General features: G+C 57.5%; 32 protein-coding genes. 20 read left to right on the top strand and 12 right to left on the bottom strand.

Annotated features, from left to right (window positions below):
• Positions 1–104: 104 nt before the first annotated feature.
• Genes ACRZ91_RS14870 through ACRZ91_RS14855 form a run of 4 tightly spaced genes read left to right on the top strand, consistent with a single transcriptional unit; the run spans position 105 to position 4,274 of the window.
• Positions 105–1,349, top strand: coding sequence for an ABC transporter substrate-binding protein (locus ACRZ91_RS14870; protein WP_010438511.1), 1,245 nt, complete (start codon positions 105–107; stop codon positions 1,347–1,349).
• Positions 1,350–1,406: 57 nt separating this feature from the next.
• The gene (locus ACRZ91_RS14865; RefSeq protein WP_170387762.1) at positions 1,407–2,279 is read left to right on the top strand and encodes a carbohydrate ABC transporter permease; all 873 of its coding nucleotides are present in this window, start codon (positions 1,407–1,409) and stop codon (positions 2,277–2,279) included.
• Entirely contained in the window at positions 2,272–3,171 is a 900-nt protein-coding gene (locus ACRZ91_RS14860; protein ID WP_480906692.1) for a carbohydrate ABC transporter permease, read from the top strand. Before ACRZ91_RS14865 ends, ACRZ91_RS14860 begins: the two co-directional genes overlap by 8 nt.
• Positions 3,172–3,176: 5 nt before the next feature.
• A complete protein-coding gene (locus tag ACRZ91_RS14855) occupies positions 3,177–4,274 on the top strand; it encodes an ABC transporter ATP-binding protein (protein WP_480906689.1) in 1,098 nt (365 codons plus the stop codon).
• Positions 4,275–4,351: 77 nt separating this feature from the next.
• Here ACRZ91_RS14855 and ACRZ91_RS14850 read toward each other — a convergent pair whose 3' ends face one another.
• Complete coding sequence (locus ACRZ91_RS14850) at positions 4,352–4,960, bottom strand: MlaC/ttg2D family ABC transporter substrate-binding protein (protein WP_170541913.1); 609 nt, start codon at positions 4,958–4,960, stop codon at positions 4,352–4,354.
• Positions 4,950–5,765 (bottom strand): MlaA family lipoprotein, encoded by an 816-nt coding sequence (locus ACRZ91_RS14845; RefSeq protein WP_010438526.1) that lies wholly within the window; start codon positions 5,763–5,765, stop codon positions 4,950–4,952. The genes ACRZ91_RS14850 and ACRZ91_RS14845 overlap by 11 nt, the downstream gene beginning before the upstream one ends.
• A 296-nt stretch (positions 5,766–6,061) precedes the next feature.
• Between ACRZ91_RS14845 and ACRZ91_RS14840 the strand changes: the two genes are divergently transcribed.
• Genes ACRZ91_RS14840 through ACRZ91_RS14825 form a run of 4 tightly spaced genes read left to right on the top strand, consistent with a single transcriptional unit; the run spans position 6,062 to position 8,819 of the window.
• A complete protein-coding gene (locus ACRZ91_RS14840; protein WP_480906685.1) occupies positions 6,062–6,517 on the top strand; it encodes a RidA family protein in 456 nt (151 codons plus the stop codon).
• Entirely contained in the window at positions 6,514–7,284 is a 771-nt protein-coding gene (locus ACRZ91_RS14835; protein WP_480906682.1) for a glycerophosphodiester phosphodiesterase family protein, read from the top strand. The genes ACRZ91_RS14840 and ACRZ91_RS14835 overlap by 4 nt, the downstream gene beginning before the upstream one ends.
• 45 nt (positions 7,285–7,329) lie before the next feature.
• Positions 7,330–8,517 carry a GNAT family N-acetyltransferase gene (locus ACRZ91_RS14830; protein WP_480906679.1) on the top strand — a complete coding sequence of 396 codons (1,188 nt, stop codon included), beginning with the start codon at positions 7,330–7,332 and terminating at the stop codon, positions 8,515–8,517.
• Positions 8,514–8,819: a 4a-hydroxytetrahydrobiopterin dehydratase gene (locus ACRZ91_RS14825; protein WP_170471617.1), complete on the top strand. Its 306-nt coding sequence runs from the start codon at positions 8,514–8,516 to the stop codon at positions 8,817–8,819. Before ACRZ91_RS14830 ends, ACRZ91_RS14825 begins: the two co-directional genes overlap by 4 nt.
• Here ACRZ91_RS14825 and ACRZ91_RS14820 read toward each other — a convergent pair.
• The 4 genes from ACRZ91_RS14820 to ACRZ91_RS14805 form a co-directional block, all read right to left on the bottom strand.
• Positions 8,802–9,110, bottom strand: a complete 309-nt coding sequence (locus tag ACRZ91_RS14820) for a hypothetical protein (RefSeq protein WP_170471619.1) — start codon at positions 9,108–9,110, stop codon at positions 8,802–8,804. The genes ACRZ91_RS14825 and ACRZ91_RS14820 overlap by 18 nt on opposite strands.
• A 21-nt stretch (positions 9,111–9,131) precedes the next feature.
• Positions 9,132–9,479, bottom strand: coding sequence for an EF-hand domain-containing protein (locus ACRZ91_RS14815; RefSeq protein ID WP_480906674.1), 348 nt, complete (start codon positions 9,477–9,479; stop codon positions 9,132–9,134).
• Positions 9,480–9,490: 11 nt separating this feature from the next.
• The gene (locus tag ACRZ91_RS14810; protein ID WP_010438542.1) at positions 9,491–9,736 is read right to left on the bottom strand and encodes a glycine zipper 2TM domain-containing protein; all 246 of its coding nucleotides are present in this window, start codon (positions 9,734–9,736) and stop codon (positions 9,491–9,493) included.
• Positions 9,737–9,838: 102 nt separating this feature from the next.
• Positions 9,839–10,324 carry a redoxin family protein gene (locus tag ACRZ91_RS14805; protein ID WP_480906672.1) on the bottom strand — a complete coding sequence of 162 codons (486 nt, stop codon included), beginning with the start codon at positions 10,322–10,324 and terminating at the stop codon, positions 9,839–9,841.
• Between the two features lie 99 nt (positions 10,325–10,423).
• Between ACRZ91_RS14805 and ACRZ91_RS14800 the strand changes: the two genes are divergently transcribed.
• The 4 genes from ACRZ91_RS14800 to ACRZ91_RS14785 are packed head-to-tail and all read left to right on the top strand — an operon-like array spanning position 10,424 to position 13,031.
• Positions 10,424–11,635: an NAD(P)/FAD-dependent oxidoreductase gene (locus ACRZ91_RS14800; protein WP_480906670.1), complete on the top strand. Its 1,212-nt coding sequence runs from the start codon at positions 10,424–10,426 to the stop codon at positions 11,633–11,635.
• Positions 11,632–12,189: a 16S rRNA (guanine(966)-N(2))-methyltransferase RsmD gene (rsmD, locus tag ACRZ91_RS14795; RefSeq protein WP_480906667.1), complete on the top strand. Its 558-nt coding sequence runs from the start codon at positions 11,632–11,634 to the stop codon at positions 12,187–12,189. Before ACRZ91_RS14800 ends, rsmD begins: the two co-directional genes overlap by 4 nt.
• A gap of 1 nt (position 12,190) precedes the next feature.
• Positions 12,191–12,826, top strand: a complete 636-nt coding sequence (locus tag ACRZ91_RS14790; protein WP_480906664.1) for an HAD family hydrolase — start codon at positions 12,191–12,193, stop codon at positions 12,824–12,826.
• A 25-nt stretch (positions 12,827–12,851) separates the two neighbouring features.
• Positions 12,852–13,031, top strand: a complete 180-nt coding sequence (locus ACRZ91_RS14785; RefSeq protein ID WP_170541888.1) for a hypothetical protein — start codon at positions 12,852–12,854, stop codon at positions 13,029–13,031.
• Here ACRZ91_RS14785 and map read toward each other — a convergent pair.
• Together map and sfsA are read right to left on the bottom strand one after the other, a co-directional pair.
• Complete coding sequence (gene map, locus ACRZ91_RS14780) at positions 13,019–13,831, bottom strand: type I methionyl aminopeptidase (protein ID WP_480906661.1); 813 nt, start codon at positions 13,829–13,831, stop codon at positions 13,019–13,021. The two genes, ACRZ91_RS14785 and map, sit on opposite strands and share 13 nt — an antisense overlap.
• 109 nt (positions 13,832–13,940) lie before the next feature.
• Positions 13,941–14,642 (bottom strand): DNA/RNA nuclease SfsA, encoded by a 702-nt coding sequence (sfsA, locus tag ACRZ91_RS14775; RefSeq protein WP_480906658.1) that lies wholly within the window; start codon positions 14,640–14,642, stop codon positions 13,941–13,943.
• Between the two features lie 51 nt (positions 14,643–14,693).
• Between sfsA and ACRZ91_RS14770 the strand changes: the two genes are divergently transcribed.
• The 5 genes from ACRZ91_RS14770 to ACRZ91_RS14750 all read left to right on the top strand — a co-directional run bounded on the left by ACRZ91_RS14770 (position 14,694) and on the right by ACRZ91_RS14750 (position 18,569).
• Positions 14,694–15,416: a competence/damage-inducible protein A gene (locus tag ACRZ91_RS14770; protein ID WP_260023383.1), complete on the top strand. Its 723-nt coding sequence runs from the start codon at positions 14,694–14,696 to the stop codon at positions 15,414–15,416.
• Entirely contained in the window at positions 15,413–16,123 is a 711-nt protein-coding gene (locus ACRZ91_RS14765) for a GNAT family N-acetyltransferase (RefSeq protein WP_480906654.1), read from the top strand. Before ACRZ91_RS14770 ends, ACRZ91_RS14765 begins: the two co-directional genes overlap by 4 nt.
• A complete protein-coding gene (locus tag ACRZ91_RS14760; protein WP_480654736.1) occupies positions 16,092–16,706 on the top strand; it encodes a peroxidase-related enzyme in 615 nt (204 codons plus the stop codon). The genes ACRZ91_RS14765 and ACRZ91_RS14760 overlap by 32 nt, the downstream gene beginning before the upstream one ends.
• Positions 16,703–17,605, top strand: a complete 903-nt coding sequence (locus ACRZ91_RS14755) for an OmpA family protein (protein ID WP_480906651.1) — start codon at positions 16,703–16,705, stop codon at positions 17,603–17,605. Before ACRZ91_RS14760 ends, ACRZ91_RS14755 begins: the two co-directional genes overlap by 4 nt.
• Positions 17,606–17,753: 148 nt before the next feature.
• Positions 17,754–18,569 carry a DUF2189 domain-containing protein gene (locus ACRZ91_RS14750; protein ID WP_480906648.1) on the top strand — a complete coding sequence of 272 codons (816 nt, stop codon included), beginning with the start codon at positions 17,754–17,756 and terminating at the stop codon, positions 18,567–18,569.
• Positions 18,570–18,654: 85 nt separating this feature from the next.
• Here the strand turns inward: ACRZ91_RS14750 and ACRZ91_RS14745 are convergent, their stop codons facing one another.
• Positions 18,655–19,560, bottom strand: coding sequence for a LysR family transcriptional regulator (locus tag ACRZ91_RS14745; protein WP_010438570.1), 906 nt, complete (start codon positions 19,558–19,560; stop codon positions 18,655–18,657).
• Positions 19,561–19,788: 228 nt separating this feature from the next.
• Here ACRZ91_RS14745 and ACRZ91_RS14740 point away from each other — a divergent pair, with 228 nt between their 5' ends.
• Positions 19,789–20,229 carry a DUF4399 domain-containing protein gene (locus tag ACRZ91_RS14740; protein WP_480654742.1) on the top strand — a complete coding sequence of 147 codons (441 nt, stop codon included), beginning with the start codon at positions 19,789–19,791 and terminating at the stop codon, positions 20,227–20,229.
• 3 nt (positions 20,230–20,232) lie between these two features.
• Here the strand turns inward: ACRZ91_RS14740 and ACRZ91_RS14735 are convergent, their stop codons facing one another.
• Positions 20,233–20,913, bottom strand: coding sequence for an ArsR/SmtB family transcription factor (locus ACRZ91_RS14735; protein WP_480906643.1), 681 nt, complete (start codon positions 20,911–20,913; stop codon positions 20,233–20,235).
• A 72-nt stretch (positions 20,914–20,985) separates the two neighbouring features.
• On the opposite strand from ACRZ91_RS14735, the gene ACRZ91_RS14730 reads away from it, so the two are divergent.
• Positions 20,986–21,306, top strand: coding sequence for an NIPSNAP family protein (locus ACRZ91_RS14730; RefSeq protein WP_480906640.1), 321 nt, complete (start codon positions 20,986–20,988; stop codon positions 21,304–21,306).
• A 4-nt stretch (positions 21,307–21,310) separates the two neighbouring features.
• On the opposite strand, the gene ACRZ91_RS14725 is transcribed toward ACRZ91_RS14730, so the two are convergent.
• Complete coding sequence (locus tag ACRZ91_RS14725) at positions 21,311–22,600, bottom strand: permease (protein WP_480906637.1); 1,290 nt, start codon at positions 22,598–22,600, stop codon at positions 21,311–21,313.
• Positions 22,601–22,700: 100 nt separating this feature from the next.
• Complete coding sequence (locus tag ACRZ91_RS14720; RefSeq protein ID WP_480906634.1) at positions 22,701–24,728, bottom strand: FAD-dependent oxidoreductase; 2,028 nt, start codon at positions 24,726–24,728, stop codon at positions 22,701–22,703.
• Positions 24,729–24,865: 137 nt separating this feature from the next.
• Here ACRZ91_RS14720 and ACRZ91_RS14715 point away from each other — a divergent pair, with 137 nt between their 5' ends.
• The gene (locus ACRZ91_RS14715; RefSeq protein ID WP_480906632.1) at positions 24,866–25,357 is read left to right on the top strand and encodes an RNA pyrophosphohydrolase; all 492 of its coding nucleotides are present in this window, start codon (positions 24,866–24,868) and stop codon (positions 25,355–25,357) included.
• The last annotated feature ends 202 nt before the right edge of the window (positions 25,358–25,559 follow it).

Genomic DNA, 25,559 nt, shown 5'->3' with positions numbered 1-25,559 from the left:
GGATATTGCTCTGCATTCTGCGTTGCCATGCGGCATTCTGTTAGCGCTATATCGAGCATCGCCGCCCATTGGGTGGCACCGAATTCTCAGGGAGGAGAACAAATATGAAGCGTTTTGCATTTGTCACTGTGTCGACCTTTGCCATTGCGGCCGGGTCGTCGGTAGTGGCCGAACCGCAGGCAGAAGTTCTGCACTGGTGGACATCCGGCGGTGAAGCGAAATCAGTCGCGGTTCTGCAGGAGGAGTTTGCCTCGAACGGTGGCACATGGACCGACATGCCGGTCGCAGGTGGCGGCGGTGATGCGGCCATGACTGCGCTTCGCGCACGTGTTCTGGCCGGTAACGCGCCGACAGCTGTTCAGCTGAAAGGCCCCGCCATTCAGGAATGGTATGAAGAAGGCGTTCTGGCAGACATCTCGGCCGTGGCCGAGGCAGAAGGCTGGGCTGATGTCCTGCCTGCGTCGATCGCGGGCCACATGAAGTGTGAAGGGACCTGGTGCGCGGCTCCGGTGAACGTTCACCGTGTTGACTGGATCTGGGCCAACGCGGACGTTCTGGCTGCAAACGGTATCGAAATGCCCAGCACTTGGGATGAATTCAATGCCGCTGCCGAAAAACTGCAAGCCGCCGGTGTGATCCCGCTGGCTCATGGCGGTCAGGCATGGCAGGACGCCACCGTATTCGAAGCAGTTGTGCTGGGCGTCGGTGGACCTGAGTTCTACCAGAAAGCACTGGTCGACTTGGACCCCGAAGCGTTGACCTCGGACACCATGGTGCAGGCGTTTGATCAGATGCGTACCCTGCGCGGATACGTGGACGAGAACTTCTCGGGCCGCGACTGGAATCTCGCAACCGCGATGGTGATGAACGGCGAAGCCGCGTTCCAGATCATGGGTGACTGGGCCAAGGGTGAATTCCTGGCGGCTGGCAAAAAGCCCGGCGAAGATTTCCTGTGCGCCTCGACCCCCGGCGACGGGTATCTGTACAACGTCGACAGCTTTGCCATGTTTGACGTGGAAGGCGACGACAAGAAAGCCGGTCAGGACCTGCTCGCCAAGCTGATCGTTGCACCGAACTTCCAGAAAGTGTTCAACCTGAACAAAGGCTCGATCCCTGCGCGGACCGATGTTGGTCTGGAAGATTTTGACATCTGTGCCAACCTGTCGGCCGAAGACATGGGCTCGACATCTGCTGCGGGTTCGCTGCTGCCGTCTTACGCCCATGGCATGGCGCTGCGCGGGTCGCAGTCCGGTGCGATCACCGATGTTGTGACCGCACATTTCAACTCGGATATGTCCTCGGCTGACGCGGTTCAGCAACTGGCGGACGCGGTAGCAAACAGCTACTGATCCAATACGCTCTGCCCCCGATACTGAGGGGCAGAGCATTTTTCCCCGGAGGCTAAAATGTCCGAATGGCTGGAAAACCACCTGCCCAAGGTGGTGCTGGCACCGTCGTTCATCGCCGTATTGATCTTTGTCTACGGATTTATCGGATGGACCGCATGGGTGTCGCTGACCCGATCGAAACTACTGCCGAAATACGAGATCAAGGGCTTCATCCAGTATGAACGCCTCTTTGACTCGCCCCGTTGGGATACGGCGATCAACAACCTGTATATCTTTGGCGCGCTGTTCATCGTCATCGCGATGGTACTGGGCCTGTTGCTGGCCATCCTGCTGGATCAGAAAATCCGCGTCGAAGGAGCCATCCGCACGATCTACCTCTACCCGATGGCGCTGTCGATGATTGTGACCGGTACCGCGTGGAAGTGGATATTGAACCCGGGTCTGGGCATAGAATCCATGGTGCAGGGCTGGGGCTTCACAAACTTCGAGTTCGATTGGTTGGTGAACCCTGATTACGCCATCTACACCATCGTGATGGCCGCGATCTGGCAAAGCTCGGGTTTCGTCATGGCGCTGTTCCTGGCCGGTCTGCGGTCAGTGGACGGAGAGATCATCAAGGCCGCGCAGGTCGATGGCATCCCGACATGGCGCATCTATACTGCGATCATCATCCCCTCGATGGCCCCGATCTTCCTGTCAGCCTTCATCGTACTGGCGCATCTCGCGATCAAAAGCTTTGACCTTGTCATCGCCTTGACGGGTGGAGGTCCGGGCTACGCGACTGATTTGCCTGCCACTTATATGTACGCCATGGCGTTTTCGCGCGGCGATATTGGTCAGGCGGCCTCGTCCGCGATGATCATGATGCTGGTCGTCTTTGCCATCGTGGTTCCCTATCTTTACTCAGAGCTGAGGGCGAAAAATGACTGATCTGTCGATGCCCCAAACCCAAACCCGTACCCAAAGCACCACTGGCAAGATTGCCCTGCGTTGGTTGCTTTATGTCCTGCTGGGCCTGTTCGCGCTGTATTACCTGATGCCGCTGTTCGTGATGTTGACCACATCGTTGAAAAGCCTTGAGGAAATCCGCACCGGGTCCCTGATTTCGCTGCCGCGCGAAGTCAGCTTTGACGCTTGGAAAACTGCATGGTCCGGTGCCTGTACCGGTATCCAGTGCGAAGGTCTGCGGCCATACTTCTGGAACTCGGTCCTGATTGCGGTGCCTGCGGTGGCGATCTCGACCCTTCTAGGCGCACTGAATGGCTATGTCGTAGCGCAGTGGCGGTTCAAGGGTGCCAACATCATCTTCTCGCTGATGCTGTTTGGTTGCTTCATCCCGTTCCAGGTGGTTCTGCTGCCCATGGCGCGCCTTCTGGGCATCATGGGAATCGCAGGAACCATTCCGGGTCTGATCTTTGTCCACGTGATATATGGGTTGGGCTTCACCACGCTGTTCTTCCGCAACTACTATGTCACCATTCCGGCCGAGCTGACCAAGGCGGCGCGTGTCGATGGGGCCGGGTTCATGCGGATCTTCTGGTCGATCTTCCTGCCGCTGTCGCTGCCGATCATCGTGGTGACCGTCATCTGGCAGTTCACGCAGATCTGGAACGACTTCCTGTTCGGCGTGTCATTCAGCCAGGCGGGCACACAGCCCGTGACCGTGGCGCTCAACAATATCGTAAACTCCACCACCGGCGTCAAAGAATACAACGTCGACATGGCGGCCGCGATCATCGCGGGTCTGCCGACGCTGCTCGTCTATGTCGTTGCCGGTAAGTATTTCATCCGCGGCCTGACCGCTGGCTCAGTGAAGGGATAAGACCCATGGCTCCCATCCTTGATATCAACAAACTCTACAAGAATTACGGCCCTGTCGAAATTCTGAAAGACATCAACATCTCGATTGAACCAGGCGATTTCCTGGTGCTTGTCGGCCCCTCAGGCTGCGGTAAATCCACCCTTCTGAACTGCATCGCGGGGCTGGAGGAGATCACCGGCGGCACATTGTCCATCGGCGGTAACGACATGACTCATGTCAGCCCAAAGGACCGCGACATCGCGATGGTGTTCCAGTCCTACGCTTTGTACCCGACCATGTCGGTCGCCAAGAACATCACCTTCGGCATGAAAGTGCGTGGGGTCGATCAGGCCACTCAGGATGCCAAGCTGAAAGAGGTCGCGTCGCTGCTGCAGATCGAACCGCTGCTCAACCGCCGCCCAAGCCAATTGTCGGGCGGTCAGCGTCAACGGGTCGCAATGGGTCGGGCGCTGGTGCGTGATCCTAAGCTGTTCCTGTTTGACGAACCCCTGTCGAACCTTGATGCCAAGCTGCGGGTCGAGATGCGGACCGAGATCAAGAAGCTACACCAGACGCTGGACGCTTCGATCGTTTACGTGACCCACGACCAAATCGAAGCGATGACGCTGGCGACCAAGATCGTCGTGCTTAAAGGCGGGATCGTGCAGCAGATCGGAACACCGGCCGAGATCTACAACAACCCAGCCAACCTTTTCGTTGCGGATTTCATGGGCTCTCCGGCGATGAACCTGATCCCAGCACAGGCATCGAACAATGGTTCGGGGACGCAGATTTCGATCACGCGAGAAACCGGCGATACGCTGGTCTTAACCGATGCGCGCGCGCCGGAACTGCCGCAGGATGTCATCCTCGGTCTACGCCCGGAAGACATTGCCGAGGCCGGTTTCCGCGCCGGGGCAGGCGTGCAAGAGGCGACCTGCATGGTCGATATGGTCGAACCTGCCGGGGCCGACACCTATGTCGTGTCGGAACTGGGGGGCAAGCAGGTTACAGCGCGGCTGCATGCCGAAACCAGCGCACAGGCGGGCCAGATGTTGAATCTGGCTTTCGACATGAGCAAGGTGTCGTATTTCGCCAAGGAAACGGGCGAACGACTGAATTGATTCCGTGGATTCAGGCAACGGATCGCCACTGTGCCGCCGGTGTTAATCGGCGGCACGCTCGTTTTCGGATATCAGGATCAGCCGGTGTTTTTCAGGTCCTTGATCAGGCGATTTAGGTCACCGCCACGTGCATCCAGCATGGCACCGATCTCAGTGCGCTCGGTCAGCAGCAGGTTCACGCCTTCGATGAACATGTTGTAGAACTTGCCGCGGCCAGACTTGTCGGACACTAAGAATGTCACTTCGAACGGGGACGAGCCGCGCAGTTTGACTGAGGTTCTGACCTCGTATCCGGTCTTGATCTTGCGCGCGTTGCGCACTGTGACCTCACCGCCGATGAACTCGCGGAACCGGCGGCCATATTTGCGCGAGATATAGCCCTCGAACGCCTTGGTGAACTGGCGCAGTTGTGCGGAGGACGCTGTGCGTGCATCCGCCCCCAACGCATAGCGGGCCATGATCGGCACATCACCGTATTGAACGAAAATCTTCTGAAAATCGCGCAGCATCGCGTTCTCGGATTTACCCGAATCGATGATACGCGTGATATCGGCCACCACGCTGTTGACCAGTTGCTTGGCCTGCGCTTCGGTCAGCGCAAACGCGGGCAGAGGCAATGCGGCAACTGTCATCCCGGTCAGGGCAGCGGCTACAAATCGGCGTCTGTTCAACAGGTTATTCGGCATAGGGGTCCTCATACGGGTCAAGATAGGGGTCTCTGACAGGGTCGGTCCCGGTGTTGGCGTAGGGATCGTCATACAGACCCAGATAGGCGTCTTCATCATCCCTTGCCAGTTCAAAGCGGCGATTTTGCAAATAGATCGTACGTGCCTGCGCGTAACTATCGGCACTGTCATAAAGAATTGAATCGACCGTATCCGAGAACCGTCCACGATCCCCCATGCGCCGCACAACCTCGGCATAGACACCAATGTTGTCGACCGGACGCACCGGAGAGAAGTTAATTGGGTTCGAGAAAAGATTGAATACGACGCCGACAGCATCACGCGCGGTCGACGGGCCATAGAAAGGAAGTTCCACGTAGGCGCCCTCGCTGACACCCCAAACATGCAAGGTTTCTCCGAAATCGGTGTCGACGGGCGGCAGGTTCAATTCATCCGCCGGAGCGGACAGGCCAAATCCACCCACGGTCGAGTTGATCAGAAAGCGCAGCAACGCGTTGCCCGATTGTTTCAGATTGCCTTGCAACAGATAATCCAGAGCCTGCCCTGGCATGGTCAGGTTTTCAGCAAAGTGATTGAAGCTGGTGACCATCGGATCGGGCACGATCTTCACATAGCCTTTTGAGGCTGGACGGAACAGGAACCGGTCAACGCCCAGATTGAACTTGTGAATGCCACGGTTGGCACCTTCGTAAGGGTCGAAAATCTCACCTCGCGCGGCAGCGTCCTGTGGCTGCGTTGCGCATGCCGACAGAACCGTCATGATGGCGAATATGAATAGGTGCTTCAGGCGAATATAGCTTGGCACTGTCTTCTTTACTCCAAAAATACCCGGTGGTGTGCCGGGCCTTCAATCAATACGGCCATTGCGCTCATGGTGCGCAATTCGTCTCACATAGAGGTTTCGCGCGGAATATGAAACAACGACTCGCGTTTACCTCAGTAGGTGGGAGGTCGTAAAGTGACACGAATTCAACACTTCCTGAACAGGAGAACACCCGCGCAGTTCGCAGGCCTTAAGAAAATTACCGCTTTCCCGCTTTCCGAAACCTGCGTTCCCGGTTAGCGTCCGCGCGGAATCACTGTGAGATGAGGATCAACCACATGAGTATTGCAGCAAAACTGGATAGCTTGGGTGTCAATTTACCGGACGCGCCCGCGCCGGCAGCAAACTACGTTCCGTTCGTGCGCATCGGCAACATCGTCTATGTGTCGGGCCAAATCTCCAAGGCGGACGATCTGATCACAGGTAAGCTGGGCGATAACATGGATATTGAGGCAGGTGCGGCTGCGGCCAAGGTCTGCGCCATTAATCTGCTGGCTCAGGTAAAAGCGGCGTGCGACGGCGATATCGACAAACTGGTGCGGGTGATCAAACTGACTGGTTTCGTGAACTCGACCGCTGATTTCACTGCGCAACCGCAGGTGATCAATGGCGCGTCCGATTTTCTGGTTGAGGCGCTGGGTGAGGCTGGTCGTCACTCGCGCTCGGCCGTCAGCGCAGCGTCACTGCCGCTGGGCGTTGCAGTCGAAATCGAAGGCATCTTCGAGGTTCAATGACACCTTCGCTGCCCCTTGAGTTTCTGAAGCGCCCGATTGCACATCGGGCGCTGCATGACGTTGCAGACCAGCGGCCCGAGAACAGCCGGTCAGCCATTCGTGCTGCGATCGACGCGGGATATGGCATTGAAATTGATCTGCAGCGCACGCGCGATAACCGTGCGATGGTGTTTCATGACTATGACATGACTCGCCTGACCGGACGCGCGGGACCTATTCAGCAAATCACTGCGGTGCAGGCTCAGGCGCAGCCTCTGCTGCATTCCGACGGTGAGAGTATCCCGTCATTCGAAGAGGTGTTGAACATGGTTGCCGGTCGGGTGCCTCTTCTGATTGAGCTTAAGGATCAGGATGGGGCAATGGGACCTGATATCGGTGCGTTGGAAGCGGATGTAGTAAGTGCGCTGAAAGGCTATGTCGGACTGGTCGCACTAATGTCATTCAACCCACACGCGGTTGCCGAACTCGCGCGCCTTGCGCCACACCTACCGCGCGGTCTCGTTACCGGCTCTTACGACCCAAAGGCCGAGCTTTTGCCGCAATCCATTTGCGACCATCTGCGCAATATCCCGGATTTTGACCGTGTTGGGGCCAGTTTCATCAGCCATGAAGCTTCTGATCTTGACCGACCCCGGGTCGCCGAGCTGAAGGAGCAAGGTGTGCCGATCCTGTGCTGGACGGTGCGCTCGCCTGAACAAGAGGCCGAGGCGCGCAGGGTTGCCGATAATGTGACCTTCGAAGGCTATCTGGCCGAATATCCCGCTTGATCCTGCCGCGCGCGATCACAGATAAAGGTGCAGCGCGGAGGGGACATGGATCAGGCACAGATTGAGGTTCGGGTTCTGACATCGCTATCGCAGATAACAGCGGGCGATTGGGACAGTTGCGCCTGTCCTGAGGTTGCTGATGGCGGGCGACCGCATGATCCGTTCACCACACACCGATTTTTGCTGGCTTTGGAAGAAAGCGGTTCAGTCGGACGCGGCACAGGCTGGCAGCCGCAATATCTGACGGCTTATCTTGATGGAATGCTGATCGGTGCGGCACCGATGTATGCCAAATCGCATTCGCAGGGTGAGTACATCTTCGATCACAGCTGGGCCCATGCTTATGAAAGTGCAGGCGGGCGATACTATCCGAAACTGCAGATCGCTGCGCCATTTACACCCGCAACAGGCCGACGTTTTCTGGTACGGCCCGGCTATGATGCGGTGGGCATTTCAGCGCTGGTGCAAGGCGCGGTGCAGTTAGCCGCCGAAAATCGCATCTCCTCACTGCACGCCACCTTCTGCACCGAGGCCGAGGCGCTGGCTGGTGAACAGATGGGCCTGATGGTCAGGCATTCGCAGCAGTTTCACTGGCTCAATGATGGATACACCGATTTCGATGGGTTTCTGGCAGCGCTATCTTCGCGCAAACGCAAAAATATCCGGAAAGAACGCGAGCAGGCCTGTGACTTCGGCGGGCAGATTCGTACGATCACAGGCGATGATCTGCGGCCGGAGCACTGGGATGCCTTCTGGCGATTCTACCAGGATACCGGCGCGCGCAAATGGGGATCACCCTACCTGACGCGGCAATTCTTTGATATCGCTCAGGAAACCATGACAGATGACATCGCTCTGGTGCTGGCCGAACGCAACGGATACCCGGTAGCCGGGGCCTTGAATTTCATCGGCCGGGAAACGCTCTATGGCCGCTATTGGGGCTGCGTGGAACACCATCCCTGCCTGCATTTCGAACTGTGCTATTATAGGGCGATCGACTTTGCCATTGCTGAAGGGCTGGCCCGGGTTGAGGCAGGTGCCCAGGGCGAGCACAAGCTGGCGCGCGGTTATATGCCGACCCGCACGCATAGCTTGCACTGGGTCGGTGATCCGGGTTTTGCTGATGCAGTTCAGAAATATCTGGACGCCGAAGCCCACGCAGTGGGAGAAGAGATCGAGATTCTGACGGATTATGGCCCGTTCAGGAAATCGAACCCGGAGGAACAGCAATGACCGAACTTCTGTCAACCGAGACCCGCGGCCCGCTGCTGGACCCGCTGTTCAGAAATGGCTGGACCATGGTTGAGGACCGCGATGCGATCACAAAGACCTTCATCTTCGATAATTTTGTCGCCGCTTTCGGCTGGATGACGCAGGTGGCGATCTGGGCCGAGAAATGGAACCACCACCCCGAATGGTCGAATGTCTACCGCACAGTCGAGGTGGTGCTGTCCACCCATGATGTTGGCGGCCTGTCCGCACAAGACGCCAAGCTGGCGCGCAAGATGGATAGCCTTCTATCGGTCGCCAGCTGACCCTGCACCACCTGCCAGCAACGCAGCGGTTCCTAGTTGTTTGAAATCATCTGGAGAAATGGTTCCTCCGCTGATATCGATGTTGGCCGGAATTCTGATCGTGCGGCTGCCGACCGAGCGGACGCTGCGGGTCGACGGGTTGATGTCGAGGCACCGTGTCTCATAACAGGTCAAACCGGCGGTATTGATCTGAATGCGGGTCTGTCCGTCTGGGCCGGTAACAACAGGTGATTGCGGTACATCACAAGCCGCGAGCACCAGAAGCGCGCCGAGGCTGATCCATCTCGTCATCTTACGCCTCCTGATTGAGCATTAGTTTAATTGCCCATTGCCATCCAGATCAGCCGAGGTAAAATCGCTGTCCATCTGGGCGTCGTATTCTGGCCGTGAGATAGCGTTATCTCCATCGCGGTCAACATTCTGAAACTGCTTGATGTCTAGGAACGGTTTAGCTTCATCCAGGCCAAGTGTGCCGTTCTTGTCTTCGTCCATCGCTTGAAACGCATAATCCGAGAAGGCGTTGAATTCGTCCCGGGACAGAAACCCATCATTGTTCTTGTCGATATTGTTCAGCTCGGCCTCGTGCAGTTCTGCGACACTTTCGGCGCTTGCGGTGCCAGACATCAGAATGACAGCGATGATGATCAATGCTTGTTTCAAATCCAATCTCCTCAGCATGCGTAACGTTCGCCAGACAACCCACCTGCAGCAGCGCCCGCCGCCGTCAGAATGGTTTTGCCCGATCCACCGCCAAATTGATTGCCGATCACTCCGCCGATCAATGCGCCGCCTATGGTGCCGCTCAGACAAGCGATCTCGTGTTGCCGAGCAGCTTGTTGCTGGGGTGTAGGGGCAGGGCCGCACGCGGCTAAGGCGCCGGCGCCACCAAGAATCAAAGTGATTAATTTCAGTCGCATCAATGAACTCCCGGGTTGTATGTCCAAGTATTGGCACATCGGGTCGTTGCATCAAGTTAAATGCGTTTCATGTGGCCCCGGTGATGCCGGGGCCAACCGGGATCAGAAGGTTTCAAGCAGACCTTCGCCAGCCGAAATCTCGCAAACGCCCGGATTCTCTTCGATGTTCAAGGCGATTACCTTTCCGTCATTGACGAACATGGCATAGCGCTTGGACCGTGCCAGCAGACCAACCGGTGGTGCGTCGAAATCCATGTCTATCGCCTTGGTGAATTCCGATGCGGCGTCAGCCAGCATGGTCAGTCCTGCGGCAGTTGCTCCGGTGCTTTCACCCCAAGCGTCCATCACGAAGGGATCGTTGACCGAAATACAGATGATCTCATCAACTCCTTTTGCGTCGAATTGGCCTTTTGTCCGCATGAAGCTTGGGACATGCGCGGTCGTGCAGGTCCCGGTAAATGCGCCGGGCACAGCAAAGATCACCACCTTGCGCCCTTTTGTTTTTTCTGAAATCCGCACCTCTTCAGGGCCATCGGCTCCCATCTGAATCAGCGTCGCGTCGGGCAGCATGTCACCTGTTGAGATCATTTATTAAGCTCCTGTCATTTGGATTTGCAGAGTCGGGCTTTGTCGCAATATAGGTTGTCGAAAGAAAGAGACCATCGGAATTCTGCAGGGGAGCACAACATGAGCCATATCGTCGTGATCGGAGCAGGGCAGGCTGGTGCTTCACTCGTGGCGCGGCTACGCAAAGATGGGTTTGAGGGCGACATCACCTTGATTGGTGCCGAGCCGCACCTGCCCTATCAGCGCCCACCTTTGTCCAAGGGTTACCTGTTGGGCGAGATGGAGTTGGAACGCCTGTTCCTTCGACCCGAGAGCTTCTATGCCGAGAATAACATCACCCTGCGACTGGGGCAGCGTGTGACCGGAATTGACCCCAAGGCCAAAACGGTAACGATAGGTGATGACGTGATCGCCTATGACGAGTTGGCACTGACCACAGGCTCTGATCCGCGTCGCCTGCCCGCAGCCATTGGTGGCGATCTTGAAGGTGTCCATGTGGTGCGCGATCTTGCGCATATCGACGAGATGGAGCCTCGGGTAACCGACGGCGCGCGCGCTTTGATCGTCGGTGGCGGCTATATCGGGCTCGAGGCCGCCGCGGTTTGTGCCAAGCGTGGGGTCAAGGTGACGTTGGTTGAGATGGCAGACCGTATTCTGCAACGTGTCGCCGCGAAAGAGACCAGCGACTATTTCCGTACGCTTCATACGGAATACGGAGCCGACATTCGCGAAGGCGTTGGGCTGGATCGTTTGGTTGGTGAAGATGGCAAGGTGACGGGTGCTATTCTGTCCGATGGCACTGAATTAAAGGTGGATTTCGTCGTGGTGGGGGTCGGAATCGCGCCCTCAACGCAACTGGCTGAAATGGCGGGGTTGGAGCTGGACAACGGCATCAAAACCGATGCCCATGGCCGCACCTCGGACCCGTCGATCTGGGCGGCGGGTGATTGTGCCTCGTTCCCGCATGGTGAGGGCCGCATTCGTCTGGAGAGCGTGCCCAACGCCATCGACCAGGCCGAGATTGTGGCCCAGAACATGCTGGGTGCTGCCAAGGATTATAACGCGACGCCGTGGTTCTGGTCGGATCAGTACGACGTTAAGCTGCAGATTGCGGGCCTAAATACAGGCTATGATCGCGTCGTGACCCGAAAGGGTGAAGGCGCGACGGTGTCCTTCTGGTACTATAAAGGCGATCAGCTGATTGCGGTCGACGCGATGAATGACCCGCGCGCTTATATGGTAGGTAAACGCCTGATCGATGCGGGTAAAACAGCCGATCCGACGGTGGTGGCTGACCCAGAAGCGGAACTGAAACCGCTGCTCAAAGCGTGAGGATCATCGCCGGTAACTTCCGGGGCCGCGCTTTGGCCTCGGTCGGCAAGGGCGATGCTGGAGCACATCTGCGCCCCACCACCGATCGGGTGCGGGAAAGCCTTTTCAACGTCCTGAACCATCAGATCGACATTGATGGTCTGCACGTGTTGGACCTGTTTGCAGGTACTGGTGCATTGGGGCTTGAAGCGCTGTCGCGCGGAGCGGCCCATGTTACGTTTGTCGATGATGGGCGAATTGCGCAGAGTCTGATCCGTAAGAATATCGATCTGACCGGAAGTCGGGACCAGACCACTCTGATCAGACGTGACGCAACGCGGTTGGGGGAAAACCCAGGCGGCGTATGCGATCTGGTCTTTCTTGATCCGCCTTATGGCAAAGACCTGGGTCAAAAGGCGCTGGCGGCTGCCACCAAAGGTGGCTGGCTGGCCCAGGACGCCCTGATCGTGTGGGAGGAAAACGCCCCCATGATTGCTCCAAATGGGTTCACTCTGCATGACGCGCGAAAATATGGCGACACGTGCATTTCGCTGATGTGGCGAACAGGGGGCTGATATGCATGATCTGATCATTTTCGATTGCGACGGGGTTCTGGTTGATAGCGAGGTTCTGTCCAATCAGGTCATGATCGACAATCTGGCCCAATATGGTTTGCACCTGACCCTCGCAGAGTGCATGTCTCTTTTCGTCGGTGGTACGATGACTGGTGTCCGAGACAAGGCGCGCGATCTCGGTGCGGATCTGCCTGACGACTGGACCGATCAAATCTACTCGGAAATCTATGAGAGGCTGCGAGCGGGCACTCCTTTGGTTGAAGGCATCCCAGAATTGCTGACGCAATTGGATGCAGCCAGCATTCCTTATTGTGTCGCCTCAAATGGCAGGCCAGAGAAAATGCAGATTACTCTGGGTCAGAACGGTCTGTGGGAGCGGTTCAGCACGGTCATGTTTTCGGCCCATGTGCTGGGCTCAGGTAAACCTGACCCCACCCTGTTCCTGACAGCGGCGCAGCAATTTGGCGCCAAATCGCCGGTCGTGATCGAAGACAGTGAGAACGGCGTCACCGCCGCCATCCGTGCCAATATGCGCTGCCTCGCCTATGCAGCCCACGACGACGGCGCGCGGCTGGCAACGCTGGGGGCCGAGGTCTTCACGGATATGTCACATGTGCCGGGGCTTTTGGGACTCTGACTGCGAAACATGGTAAGGTCGGCCCATGGACCGCGCTATCTCACCTCCGCTCTGGGCATTCTCGCAGGATGCCGACACCACCACCGGACCGACGACCAAACCGTTGCGTGCGCCGGTGTTCATCAACGACGCGGTGATCCCCTGGCGGGATGAGACATTGCTGTTGAAACTGTTACGCGATCAGGCGACCGATCAGGACGAATAGGTCGGATGATATTTGCCACCCGGTGACAGCGTGAAAATCTCAACCCCATCGGCCGTCACACCCACCGAATGCTCAAACTGCGCCGACAGAGATTTGTCGCGTGTCACGGCAGTCCAGTCATCGGACAGCGTTTTGGTTTCCGGTCGGCCCAGATTGACCATCGGTTCTATGGTGAAGAACATGCCTTCTTCCAAAACCGCGCCTGTACCCGGACGGCCATAGTGCAGGACATTGGGCGGCGCGTGGAAAACACGGCCCAGCCCATGGCCGCAGAAATCACGGACAACGCTCATCCGGTGCGCCTCGACATAGGCCTGAATGGCATGGCCTATATCCCCGAAGGTATTACCCGGCTTGACCATATCGATGCCCTTGAACAGCGCATCATGGGTCACCTGAATCAACCGCTCGGCTTTACGCGGAAGCTTACCAGCCACGTACATACGCGAGGTGTCACCAAACCAGCCATCGACGATCACAGTGACGTCGATATTCAGGATATCGCCATCCTTCAGCTTCTTCTCGCCGGGGATGCCGTGACAGACTACATGGTTCACGCTGATACAACTTGCGTGCTGATAACCTTTATAGCCAATGGTCGCTGATTCTGCGCCTGCGTCCTCGACCATCTGAGTGATCAGCCCGTCAATCGCACCAGTGGTCTGACCAACAAAAACATGATCAGCAATATCGTCCAATATCTGCGCAGCCAGCGCCCCTGCCGCATGCATTCCGGCAAAGTCACTCTGTTCGTAGATACGGATGCCATCCTTGGTCAGACGGCCACGATGTTCTTTCATCGGTGCGAGACTCCAAATATTTCGCGCAGCACTTCTTTTACGCTGCTTGTGCAGAAAGTACCAGAGGGCGCGGTTTGCAACCAGTAAATAGGGCTGAGTAAATTAAGTACTAGCCCATGTGCCATCGCCGGGCGGGTTCGACCCAGACGCCTTCGGGTGTGATCCGGGTGCCAACGATAAAACGCTCAACGCCTGTGGCTACCTCAAACGCCGCCGCATAGGCCGGATCAATATCGGCGGCCAATGCGAACCGGTCGCAATCGGTCCGTTGAACCAGATACAGCATCACCGCCCGATGCCCTTGTGCCGCCATAGCCGCCAGTTCGCCCAGATGTTTGGTGCCGCGCGTTGTAACGCTGTCGGGAAACTCGGCCAGACCGGGTTGGCGAGATAGGGTGACGCTTTTGACCTCGACATAGGCATCTGGCAAACTAGGCTGGGTCAGCAAGAAATCGATGCGGCTGTTTTCACCGTATTTAACCTCAGGGCGCACGGTTTCATAGGACGCCAATTCCGGGATTTCGCGCGCCTCCAGCGCTGCCCGAAGCGCCTTGTTCGGGACGGATGTGTCGACCCCCGTAAAATGCCCGTTTTCATGATCGACCAGCCGCCAACCGTATTTCAGCTTTTTCTTGGGATCGTCGTTGGGCTCCAGCCAGATTTTCTCACCGGGTTCCGCCAGCCCCATCATCGAACCCGGATTGGCGCAATGGGCCGTCACCTCGCGCCCGTCTTCCAACCTGCAATCGGCCAGAAAGCGTTTATAGCGGCGGATCAGGCGGGCGGGGACAAGGGGGGTTTCAAATCGCATGGCCAAGGGCCTATACCTGCCCTAACGGTCGATCAAGAGGGAGGGCGCACCATGGCCAATCCAACCGCTGCAATGTTGGTGATCGGGGATGAGATCCTCTCGGGCCGCACCCGCGATGCCAATATGCACTATCTGGCCGGAGAGCTGACCAAACACGGCATCGACCTGAAAGAGGTGCGCATTGTCAGTGATGATGCGCCCGCGATTGAGGCGGCAGTCAGGGCGCTGTCCCAGGCCCATGACCATGTGTTCACCAGTGGCGGCATCGGCCCGACCCATGACGATATCACCGCCGATTGCATCGCACGAGCTTTTGGCGCGCATATCGATGTTCGCGCCGACGCGCGGGCACTGCTTGAAGCGCATTACGAGAAGTCCGGGCTGGAGCTGAACGACGCTCGCCTGCGTATGGCGCGTATCCCGGACGGGGCGGAATTGATCGACAACCCGGTCTCGACCGCGCCCGGCTTTACGATTGCAAACGTCCATGTCATGGCCGGAGTACCGTTGGTTTTTCAGGCGATGGTGGCGAGTGTTTTACCTTTGCTTACCGGAGGCAACCCGCTGTTGTCGCAGACTCTGCGAGTGGACAGAGGTGAGGGCGATATAGCGTCGACCTTGGCCGCGCTCGCCAAAGATTTCAGCGACCTCTCGATCGGATGTTATCCGTTTCAGACAAATGGCGTGTTCGGGGCGAATGTGGTTGTGCGCGGCACCGATGGCGGGCGCATCGATGCCGCCATGACCCGCCTCGCGAAAGAGATCGAGCTTTGAGCACCGATTGGGCCGCAATTGTTGACGGCACATGGCCTGCTGCAGGCTATCAAACGCAAGGCCCATTTCGGCTGCGACAAGGGCAGGGCGGAGGGTCACGCGTATCCGCCGCCAGTCGGATTGGGGACGTAACCAGCGCCGATATCGACGCGGCTGAAGGCGCCATGCAGGCGATGGGCCAGAAACGCATCTTCTGCCTGCGACCGAGGGATGAAGCACTGGATGCGATGCTTGCCGAACGCGGCTACGACATTCTCGATCCGGTCAATATCTATTCCTGCCCGGCGCAGCAATTGACCGATATCCCGATCCCGCGCGTGACTGTTTTCAACATCTGGGAACCGCTGGCCATCATGCGCGAGATCTGGGCGCAGGGCGGTATCGGCCCCGAGCGGATTGCCATCATGTACCGGGCACCGGGCCCAAAGACCGGCCTTTTGTTGCGCCACAGCGATCAACCCGCAGGAACGGGCTTTGTGGCGATCCATGACGGTATCGCGATGGTGCACGCGCTGGAAATCCTGCCGGACCACCGCCGCAAGTGGTTGGGCAACTGGGCCATGCGCGCCGCGGCCTTTTGGGCGCTGGACAATGGCGCGCAGACGCTTAGCGTGATCTGTACCAAGGCGAACGCGGGGGCCAATGGCCTCTACCACTCGCTTGGGATGAAGATCGATGGAGAATACCACTATCGCCAGCGCGTCTGAGGAGAGCGAATTGACCAAACAGGACATGCCCACTGCCCTGGATCTGCCAATGGTGGACCCTCTACCGCCAGAGACGCAGAAATACTTCGATATTTGTGTCGAGAAACTGGGAATGGTGCCGAATGTCCTGCGCGCCTATGCCTTCGATATCGACAAGCTGAACGCCTTCACTTCGATGTATAATGACCTGATGCTGGCCGACAGCGGGCTGTCCAAACTGGAGCGCGAGATGATCGCGGTCGTGGTGTCCTCGATCAACAAATGCTTCTATTGCCTCGTGGCCCATGGCGCGGCGGTGCGGCAGCTTTCGGGTGATCCGCAACTGGGCGAGATGTTGGTGATGAACTACCGCGTCGCCAAACTGGATGCGCGCCAACGTGCGATGCTGGATTTCGCCGCCAAAATGACCACTGCCAGCACTACAATCGAAGAGCCTGATCGCCAGCAATTGCGCGATGTCGGTTTCTCAGATCACGACATCTGGGATATTGCCAATGTCACCGGTTTCTTCAACATGACCAACCGCGTGGCGAGCGCGACTGCAATGGTCCCGAACCCCGAGTATCACGCACAGTTCCGATGATCCGAACCCTGTTCATCTGTATTGCTTTGCTGGCCGCGCCTACCTTGGCGCAGGAGTTGAATTTTCCTGCGGGCGCCCGGCAGATATCTGACCGCACCAGCGCGCTTGACAGCTATGACTTGCCGACCGGTGTGTTTGCCGATGGCTCGGTCCCGTCGCGGACCGTCGAAGGGCGCGTCAAGCGGCTGACATGGCGGCTGCAGGCGGGGTCCAGCACAACGCTGCAAATCCTTGCGCCTCTGCGGGATCAGCTTCAGGCGCAGGGTTTCGAGATCGCGTTTGAATGCGAGGCACGCAATTGTGGCGGGTTCGATTTCCGCTTTGGCACCGAAGTGGTGCCGACACCCGACATGTATGTGGCGATCCACGATTACCGCTTTCTGTCCGCCACCCGCGGCGACGAGGTGCTGAGCCTGCTCGTCAGCCGTAATCCGCCGGATGGCTATGTGCAGATGATCTGGGTGACCCCACTGGGCACGCAGCCCGCGCCGCCATTGGTGATCGAGGAAACTGTTGAAGGTTCGGCCGGGTTGCTCAGCGATCTCAGCGGCACCGGACACGTCATTCTCGATGACCTGCACTTTCGCACCGGTGAAGTCGCGCTGGGCGAGGGGCCTTTCGCCTCGCTGGCGCTGCTTGCGGGTTATCTGGCCGACAATCCATCGACCCGCTTGGCGTTGGTCGGACACACGGATGATACCGGCGCCTTGCCGGCCAATATTGCGGTCAGTACCAAACGGGCCGAAGCCGTGCGCGCGCGCCTGATTGAAGCGCATGGTGTTGCCGCCGACCGGATCGAGGCGCAGGGTGTGGGCTATCTTGCGCCCATCACCTCGAACGCCACGCCCGAGGGCCGAGATATTAATCGCCGGGTCGAGGCGGTGTTGCTGGTCAACTGACGGGCGCGGGCATCGCAACCGCTCTGCGCCCCTCTTGCCCTGATGCCGCACCCTGATGCACACTTGCAGATGAACAGGGCATCTGCCTTGCCGTCGGATTTGTTGGCAGGCAGTCCCACCCGCCACCATGCATTGGGAGGAGTGCGTCATGGCATCCAGGACCGACGATTCCACACCGCCGGATAATATGACCCCACAACAAGCCATTCCCGAGGTCAATAGGCTGACAGCGGCAGATATCACCGCATCGCTCAAGGCCGGGTTTTCCGACTTCCTCGCACGCCCAGTCATGAGTGGCTTTTTCGGCCTGTTCTATGCAGTTTTCGGCATCCTGTTCGTCTGGTGCCTGGTCTGGCTTGGCAAGATCTGGATGATCATTCCTGCCGCTGTCGGCTTCCCGCTGGTCGCGCCGTTCGCAGCCGCGGGGCTCTATGAGATTTCCCGTCGCTTGCAAAAAGGGGAAAGCTTCGGGTGGTCCGACATCCTCACCGTCATGGCCAATCAACGCAAACGCGAGCTGGGCTGGATGGCCTTCGTCACCCTGTTCATATTCTGGGTCTGGACCTATCAAATCCGCCTTTGGCTGGCGATCACTCTGCAAAAAGCGTCATTTTCCGATTTTGAGGGGTTCTTGAACATCGTGCTTTTCACGCCGCAGGGCTGGACCTTCCTTGCGATTGGCACCTGCGTCGGGGCGTTTCTGTCGGCTGTGCTGTTCTCGGTAACCGTTATCGCCATGCCGATGCTGCTGGATCGTGAAACCAATTTCGTCTCTGCCATGCTTACCTCGGTTCGCACCGTCTCCGAGAATCCGGTGGTGATGCTCGGCTGGGCTGCGATCATCTCGGTCACCATGCTGATTTCGCTTGTACCTGCGTTTTTGGGACTTGTCTTTACACTGCCGATCCTGGGTCACACCACATGGCACCTGTATCAGCGGGCTGTATCACCTGCTGAGGTTTGACCGGCAGATTCAGATCGAACGAGCGACAAAACAAAAAAGACCCGCACTGATCAGCGCGGGCCATTTAGGTTCCACAGGGAGAATTCTACCAATCCATCGGGCCTTTTTCAGCGAAGGACGCGACTAGAAAATCAATGAAAGCACGCACCTTGGGCTGGGTGAACCGGCCCGGCGGATAAACTGCGTAAACGCCTTGTACCTCGTCCGGAAGCGAAGGCATCGCATCCACCACCTCGCCCGATTTCAGCGCGTCGGCATAGAGATAGCTTGGCAGATGTGCGATCCCAAGGCCCGAGATTGCGGCGTTCAACAGCGACTGCCCGTCATTTACGCTTAACCAACCAGCGGTGCGCACCTGACGTTTCTCGCCCGACGGCGCGGTCAGTTTCCAGACGCTGCCCGAGGACTGGCTCGAATAGTGCAGTAGCTTGTGTTCATTCAGGTCGTCGATCTTTTGCGGGCGCCCAAACTGCTCGATATAGCTGGGCGCTACGACCATGCGTTTTACGGTCTCGGTCAGTTTGCGGGCGCGCAAGGTGCTGTCTTCCAGTTCCCCAATGCGCACAGCCACGTCAAAGCCTTCCGAGATCAGTTCGACGTAACGGTTGTTCAGCACCATGTTTACAGTGATATCGGGATAGGCAGACAGGAATTCCGAAAGCACAGGTGACAGGTGATTGACACCGAAATCCGTCGCCACACTGATCCGCAGAAGACCAGAAGGGTCGGATTGCATCGAGGTTACAAGCGCATCTGCCTCGCCCGCGTCGTTGAGCACGCGCCGGGCGCGATCATAATAGGCCAGTCCAATCTCGGTCGGTGAAACCCGGCGTGTGGTGCGGTTTAGCAGTCGCGCACCCAGCCGCGCCTCAAGGCTCGACACGTGTTTGGACACGGCTGATTTGGAGATACCCATTTTTTTGGCCGCGTCGGTGAAACCACCCTGGTCCACCACGTTGGAAAAGGCCTCCATTTCGGTCAGTCGATCCATTCTCGTTCCCCAGGTCTTCTGTTCGTTGTCTCTTTATCGCGATCAATCTGGGCGAGAACTGGGCAGACATGAGATAATATCAGGGTTTTGATAGGGATCGTTTGCGACTGGGAAACGCCGAAGTTGTCGTGCTGCAATTCCAAACACCCAACACAAATAACCGATATCTGGACTTTTTCTCTATCGTGCTATGATTAGAATGGCATTTTTGTGACCATGGAGGAGATCATGAAAGCCCTTTTTGCTGCTGCCGTCCTGTGCCTATCCGCAACTCTCGCGTCGGCCGGAGGAGAAACGCCGTCAAACCCTGATGCCAGGGTTTATTTCGCAAATCTGACTGACGGAGACACCGTACAATCACCCGTCACGATCGTGTTTGGCCTAAGTGGCATGGGTGTTGCTCCTGCCGGAACCGAAAAGGAGAACACGGGCCACCATCACCTTCTGGTTGATCGTCCTCCGTTGGGGCAGGGTGAAGACGGCGCGGATGAACTGGCCTATGGGCTGCCCGCAGATGACAATCACATCCACTTTGGCGGCGGCCAGACCGAGGTCACGCTGGAATTGAGCCCGGGGGAACACACTTTGCAGCTTGTGTTGGGTGATGCGGGTCATGTGCCCCACGCGACGCCAATCGTTTCAGAGGTGATTACAATCACTGTAGAGTAGTGGTTAAGCGCTGAATTGTGCGTCGAACTCAGTTTCTCCTGTTCGGGTAAAGCGGATGATGCGGCTGTCAGGTATACGCACCAGCCAGCCGATCTCTTCCATGCGGGTCAGCATGGCGCGGCCGAGTTTGCCGGCCAAATGCGTTTCCCGTTCGCTCCAGTCTAGACAGGGACGGCAAATCGGTGCGCGGCTGCGGCCGAGTCCTTCCAGATCGATGCCAAAGCCGGTGCAGAATTGAGTGCCCTCTTTGGTCAGGTGAACCGCTTTCTCCGTTGTCTCAAGATACCCTTGTTTCTGCATGGCGGTGAACATCTGCACCCCACGGCTGCCCGCAAGATGGTTGTAGCAAACCCGTGCTGACCGCAATTCCGCATCTTTTGGTCCGGTCTGCGTCCGCAGATGGCCGCGCCCTTCAGCCAGCCCCATAAGGTTTTCCAGCACATGCGCCACATCTTCTCCGGACAGTCCGTAATATTTGTGCCGTCCCTGTCCACGCACCCGGACCAGGCTGCCTGCAAGCAGCTTTTTCAGGTGTGAGCTTGCGGTTTGGGGGCTGATCCCGGCCTCACGCGCCAGTTCGCCAGCCGTCAGCGCTTTGCCCGACATCAGTGCTGTTAACATATTGGCACGCGCAGGATCGCCAATCAGCGCTGCGATCTGTGCAATATCCGGTCCGTTTCGCATACTTCGATCATAGTCGAAACATAAGCTGCATCCAAGAGGTTATTCTTTGCCAATCATAAACCGGAGGCGTCTATGCTCACTTGTATAATCCAATACCAGATCGATCCGACGAAAAAAGAGCAGTTTCAGACCTACGCGCGCAATTGGGGACAGGCGATTCCGCGATGCGGGGCTGATCTGATCGGATATTTCGCACCGCACGAGGGGTCATCGACCTTAGCCTATGGAATCTACAACATTCCCAGTCTTGCTGAATATGAGTCCTACCGCGCTCGTCTGTCGGCTGATCCACTTGGGCAGGAGAACTACGCATTTGCGCAACAAGAAGGCTTTATACTACGAGAGGATCGAACTTGGCTCAGATGTGTCTCAGCGCCGCATGATAGAACGTAACGAACTACGCCTTTTCTTCCTGCCTCGCGCCCTTCGGAATACTCGGTTCGACAAAGGACAGAATCGCCACAACCGCAAGCAGGCTACCGGCCGAAATGGCAGCGACCGCCCATACGATTTCATTCATGTGGGCAATCGCAGCCAAAGCCGCTGAGATGGCGACGACGGCAACCCGCACCAGCGTTTGTGAGATCGCTTGCGCCGCGATCCGTTGGGATTTTGGGGCGACGTCCATAAAATAAAGCCCACGAGCACTGCCCAACCCGGTGACGGCTACAGTTACGATAAACAGCGACACGGCATGCAGATGCACGTTGTGATCAAATCCCCAACGATGGATCGCTACCAACCCTATCCCTGTAAGGGCAACCATCGACGCCCCGGCCACCATGACGACTCGATTGGAATAACTGCTGAGCGCCCTCCAAAGGGGCGACGCCACCAACAATGCGGCTGCCGACGATACAACAAGCGCTGTCAAACCCTGCGACGAACTGTGGTGCGCCTCTGCCGCCAGCAATGCGTAGAACGGAACCGACAGACCAGTCAGAACAAAAGCAAGCCGGATCAGAACGTATTTCTGAAACCAACGTTCTTTCAGCAGCACCTTGGCCTCTCGCCAATATGCCTTCATCGCCTCCGAACGTGTGTTGGCCGACGACGGAGTGCTCGCGGCAGGATCCGGCGATCTCTCTTGCAGAGTCATCATGAATAAGGCTGAGAAAACGAAGCACGTGGCACCAAGTCCGACTACTGTGCTGTGTCGTGTCAGTGCGGGGGCATCCTGAAATAGCTGATGCAGCAACAGTACAATGGCAATCGTTGCAGCGCCTCCAAGCGCCTTCTGCGTATAACTAATTCGCATCCTGTCTTTTGAGGTCAGATTGTCGCTGATGAAATCGATGATCATCAGACTCTTGATCTCTCCCAAGATGCCGATGACGAATATCCCAACAACAAATGCTGCAATGGTTACCGGTCTACTGCCATAGGTAACGGCGAAAATGACAATCAGAAAACATATAGCAACCACCAGATCAGCCCGGGCGATGGCTGACTTCTTTTGGGGAAGTCGGGTGATCGACTGTGCAAAGAACATATCCGCAAGCGTGCCCGCCGCGTGCCGAATGGTCACCAAAAGGCCAGCCAAAAAGACGGGCAGGTCCAGTGACACCGCAAGAAAAGTCAATACGATCGCCGGGCTGGCCATGGACCAGGCCATGACGGACAGCGCACCTTGCCCGGCTATAATCGGCAGGTTGCTGCGGCGCGGTACGAACGGCTCCTGACTCATAGTCCCGTTTCAAACAACGTGTGTTGATCGTGCCAACTTCACGATAAACGGGAGACTATAGCAAGGATTGGCAACCGGATTGGCGCCAATCCGATGCAATTTAGAAAGTTGCCGCCAGCCGCGTCCCCTGATTGATTGCGCGCTTTGCGTCCAACTCGGCGGCCAAATCTGCACCACCGATCACATGAGGTGTTATCCCGCGTTCAATTAGCTCATCTGCCAGTGAACGGTCCGAGACCTGACCCGCGCACAGTACGATCGTATCCACCGGGATCACAGTCGGGTCTTCGTGGGCTTCGCCAAAGCTCACGTGCAGGCCGTCATCATCGATGCGCTCGTAATTCACGCCGCCTACGAAATTAACGTCTTTCATCTTTAGGGTCGCACGGTGAATCCAACCCGTTGTCTTGCCGAGCCCCTTGCCGTGACGCTGTGCTTTGCGTTGCAGCAACGTGACCTGCCGCGCGGGCGCCTCAGGCTGCGGACCTTCGGGTGCCAGTCCCGAGCGATGTTCGGCCGGGTCAGTGACGCCCCATTCCTTCATCCAAAGAGGCAGTTCCGTGGTCGGGCTGTGGCCATCTTCCAGCAAGAATTCGGAGACGTCGAACCCGATGCCTCCGGCCCCGATCACAGCAACCGATTTGCCGATCTCGGCCTTGTCGCGCAGCACGTCGATATAGCTGAGCACATTGTCTTGCTCTTGTCCGGGGATCTGCGGATCGCGCGGGGTGACACCGGTGGCGATGACCACTTCATCGTAACTGGTGAGATCATCCGCGCTGACTTCGCGGTTCAGTTCGACCGTCACACCCAGATCGTCCATCATGGTGCGGTACCAGTCGACCAGTCCCCAGAACTCTTCTTTCCCCGGCACCTGTTTGGCCATGTTTAATTGTCCGCCAATCTCGGCGGCGCGATCAAACAGGGTTACGTCATGGCCGCGCTGGGCGGCAGTCATCGCGGTCGACAAACCGGCAGGTCCCGCGCCGACAATGGCCACGGTCTTGCGTACCGCGGACTTGCCGATCACCAATTCGGTCTCATGACAGGCACGCGGGTTGACCAGACACGAGGTCAGCTTGCCGCTGAAGGTATGATCCAGGCAAGCTTGATTGCAGGCGATGCACGGGGCGATCTTCGCTGCCTCACCGGCGATTGCTTTGTTCACGAAATCCGCATCGGCCAACATCGGACGGGCCATAGATACCATGTCTGCGCAGCCGGTCGCTAAAACCTCTTCGGCCACTTCAGGCGTATTGATCCGGTTCGAGGTGATCACCGGGATGCCAACTTTGCCCATCAGCTTCTTTGTGACCCACGCAAAGGCCGCACGGGGTACGCTGGTGGCAATCGTTGGAATCCGCGCCTCGTGCCAGCCGATCCCAGTGTTGATGATTGTGGCCCCGGCCTGCTCAATCCGCTGCGCAAGTTCAACGACTTCGTCATGGGTCGACCCATTGGGCACCAGATCAATCATCGACAGGCGATAGATGATGATGAAATCGGTCCCCACGGCTTCGCGCGTGCGGCGTACCACTTCGATGGGCAGGCGCATCCGATTTTCATAGGACCCACCCCAGCGGTCGGTGCGCTTGTTGGTGTGGGTCACGAGGAACTGGTTCAGGAAATACCCCTCGGACCCCATGATCTCGACCCCGTCATAGCCCGCCTTCTGGGCTAGAACAGCAGCATTCACGATATCGCTGATCTGCTTTTCGATGCCCTCTTCGTCCAGTTCATGCGGCGGAAATGGAGAAATCGGAGATTTCACCGGGCTGGGGGCGACGCATTTCGGCCCATAAGCGTACCGCCCCGCATGCAGAATCTGCATTGCGATCTTGCCACCCGCCTCATGAACGCGTTTGGTCACGATGGAATGGTTTGCCACTTCTGTCTCATTGGTCATCATCGAGGCCCCGGGCAGGACCGAGCCCTCTAGGTTCGGGCCAATTCCACCCGTCACCATCAAGGCCACACCGCCACGCGCGCGATCCGCGTAAAACTCGGCGACACGGTTCCAGTCGCCCGTCTCTTCCAGCCCGGTATGCATCGAGCCCATCAGCACGCGGTTCTTCAACGTGGTAAAGCCCAGATCCAGCGGGGCCAGCATGTTTGGGTACGCAGTCATGGCAAACTCTCCCTCCCGACTTTGTCCGTCAGATTGACCTTCGCGTCACCGTTGTCACGCGAAACCTAACGTCATTCCCTTTGCGTTTGCCGCAGTGCTTGCTACAGACGCTTAAAAGAATGTTCATGAGGCCGCATATGACCCCCGACCAGATAGCAAAACTTCCTTATCGCCCCTGTGTCGGGCTGATGCTAATGAATGCCGAGGGATCGATTTTTGTCGGTCAGCGTAACGACCGCCACAAAGACGCCTGGCAGATGCCTCAGGGCGGTGTGGACAAGGGCGAAGACCCGCGCGATGCCGCCCTGCGCGAGCTTTGGGAAGAAACCGGCGTGACCGCAGATCTGGTCGAAGTCATCGCCGAGACCGACGGCTGGCTGCCCTATGACTTGCCGCATGACATTGTGCCCAAAATCTGGAAGGGCCGGTATCGCGGGCAGGAGCAGAAATGGTACCTGATGCGGTTTCTGGGGCGGGATGATCAGATCAACATCGCAACTGAGCACCCGGAATTCACCAACTGGAAGTGGCAGACACCGTCACGGCTCGTTGATGAAATCGTACCCTTCAAACGAGACGTGTATGCGCGTGTGGTCGAGGTCTTTCGAGGACATTTGCCTGAGATTTGACCGCAGTTCACTTCATTGAGTGCGTGTCGGTTTGCAGACAGTCAATCTCTCAAAGCTGAGCGGTACCGAGGGGTCTAAAGAATGGCCGATATGCGGGGTGCCCTCAACAGGTGGACGCAACACTTTAATCTTTGAGCAAAGATGGAGTGTTTCCCATGAAGTATCGTCGTCGCATTTACTATAACGCCGCACAGCGTGCTGA

Source organism: Ruegeria sp. O11, assembly GCF_056535285.1.
Note: the sequence above shows the minus strand (reverse complement) of the source record. Positions and strands in the feature narration are given on the sequence as shown.

Excerpts from the sequence above, each read along its gene's own strand:
- ACRZ91_RS14865 (WP_170387762.1), top strand. The coding sequence starts at position 1,407 with ATGTCCGAATGGCTGGAAAACCACCTGCCCAAGGTGGTGCTGGCACCG.
- map (WP_480906661.1), bottom strand. The coding sequence starts at position 13,831 with ATGAAAGAACATCGTGGCCGTCTGACCAAGGATGGCATCCGTATCTAC.
- ACRZ91_RS14810 (WP_010438542.1), bottom strand. The coding sequence starts at position 9,736 with ATGCGACTGAAATTAATCACTTTGATTCTTGGTGGCGCCGGCGCCTTA.
- ACRZ91_RS14850 (WP_170541913.1), bottom strand. The coding sequence starts at position 4,960 with ATGCCGAATAACCTGTTGAACAGACGCCGATTTGTAGCCGCTGCCCTG.
- ACRZ91_RS14740 (WP_480654742.1), top strand. The coding sequence starts at position 19,789 with ATGAAAGCCCTTTTTGCTGCTGCCGTCCTGTGCCTATCCGCAACTCTC.
- ACRZ91_RS14825 (WP_170471617.1), top strand. The coding sequence starts at position 8,514 with ATGACCGAACTTCTGTCAACCGAGACCCGCGGCCCGCTGCTGGACCCG.
- ACRZ91_RS14800 (WP_480906670.1), top strand. The coding sequence starts at position 10,424 with ATGAGCCATATCGTCGTGATCGGAGCAGGGCAGGCTGGTGCTTCACTC.
- ACRZ91_RS14770 (WP_260023383.1), top strand. The coding sequence starts at position 14,694 with ATGGCCAATCCAACCGCTGCAATGTTGGTGATCGGGGATGAGATCCTC.
- ACRZ91_RS14760 (WP_480654736.1), top strand. The coding sequence starts at position 16,092 with ATGGAGAATACCACTATCGCCAGCGCGTCTGAGGAGAGCGAATTGACC.
- ACRZ91_RS14755 (WP_480906651.1), top strand. The coding sequence starts at position 16,703 with ATGATCCGAACCCTGTTCATCTGTATTGCTTTGCTGGCCGCGCCTACC.
- ACRZ91_RS14715 (WP_480906632.1), top strand. The coding sequence starts at position 24,866 with ATGACCCCCGACCAGATAGCAAAACTTCCTTATCGCCCCTGTGTCGGG.
- ACRZ91_RS14855 (WP_480906689.1), top strand. The coding sequence starts at position 3,177 with ATGGCTCCCATCCTTGATATCAACAAACTCTACAAGAATTACGGCCCT.
- ACRZ91_RS14785 (WP_170541888.1), top strand. The coding sequence starts at position 12,852 with ATGGACCGCGCTATCTCACCTCCGCTCTGGGCATTCTCGCAGGATGCC.
- ACRZ91_RS14830 (WP_480906679.1), top strand. The coding sequence starts at position 7,330 with ATGGATCAGGCACAGATTGAGGTTCGGGTTCTGACATCGCTATCGCAG.
- sfsA (WP_480906658.1), bottom strand. The coding sequence starts at position 14,642 with ATGCGATTTGAAACCCCCCTTGTCCCCGCCCGCCTGATCCGCCGCTAT.
- ACRZ91_RS14820 (WP_170471619.1), bottom strand. The coding sequence starts at position 9,110 with ATGACGAGATGGATCAGCCTCGGCGCGCTTCTGGTGCTCGCGGCTTGT.
- ACRZ91_RS14730 (WP_480906640.1), top strand. The coding sequence starts at position 20,986 with ATGCTCACTTGTATAATCCAATACCAGATCGATCCGACGAAAAAAGAG.
- ACRZ91_RS14840 (WP_480906685.1), top strand. The coding sequence starts at position 6,062 with ATGAGTATTGCAGCAAAACTGGATAGCTTGGGTGTCAATTTACCGGAC.
- ACRZ91_RS14725 (WP_480906637.1), bottom strand. The coding sequence starts at position 22,600 with ATGAGTCAGGAGCCGTTCGTACCGCGCCGCAGCAACCTGCCGATTATA.
- ACRZ91_RS14790 (WP_480906664.1), top strand. The coding sequence starts at position 12,191 with ATGCATGATCTGATCATTTTCGATTGCGACGGGGTTCTGGTTGATAGC.
- ACRZ91_RS14870 (WP_010438511.1), top strand. The coding sequence starts at position 105 with ATGAAGCGTTTTGCATTTGTCACTGTGTCGACCTTTGCCATTGCGGCC.
- ACRZ91_RS14735 (WP_480906643.1), bottom strand. The coding sequence starts at position 20,913 with ATGCGAAACGGACCGGATATTGCACAGATCGCAGCGCTGATTGGCGAT.
- ACRZ91_RS14835 (WP_480906682.1), top strand. The coding sequence starts at position 6,514 with ATGACACCTTCGCTGCCCCTTGAGTTTCTGAAGCGCCCGATTGCACAT.
- ACRZ91_RS14720 (WP_480906634.1), bottom strand. The coding sequence starts at position 24,728 with ATGACTGCGTACCCAAACATGCTGGCCCCGCTGGATCTGGGCTTTACC.
- ACRZ91_RS14860 (WP_480906692.1), top strand. The coding sequence starts at position 2,272 with ATGACTGATCTGTCGATGCCCCAAACCCAAACCCGTACCCAAAGCACC.
- ACRZ91_RS14750 (WP_480906648.1), top strand. The coding sequence starts at position 17,754 with ATGGCATCCAGGACCGACGATTCCACACCGCCGGATAATATGACCCCA.
- ACRZ91_RS14805 (WP_480906672.1), bottom strand. The coding sequence starts at position 10,324 with ATGATCTCAACAGGTGACATGCTGCCCGACGCGACGCTGATTCAGATG.
- ACRZ91_RS14745 (WP_010438570.1), bottom strand. The coding sequence starts at position 19,560 with ATGGATCGACTGACCGAAATGGAGGCCTTTTCCAACGTGGTGGACCAG.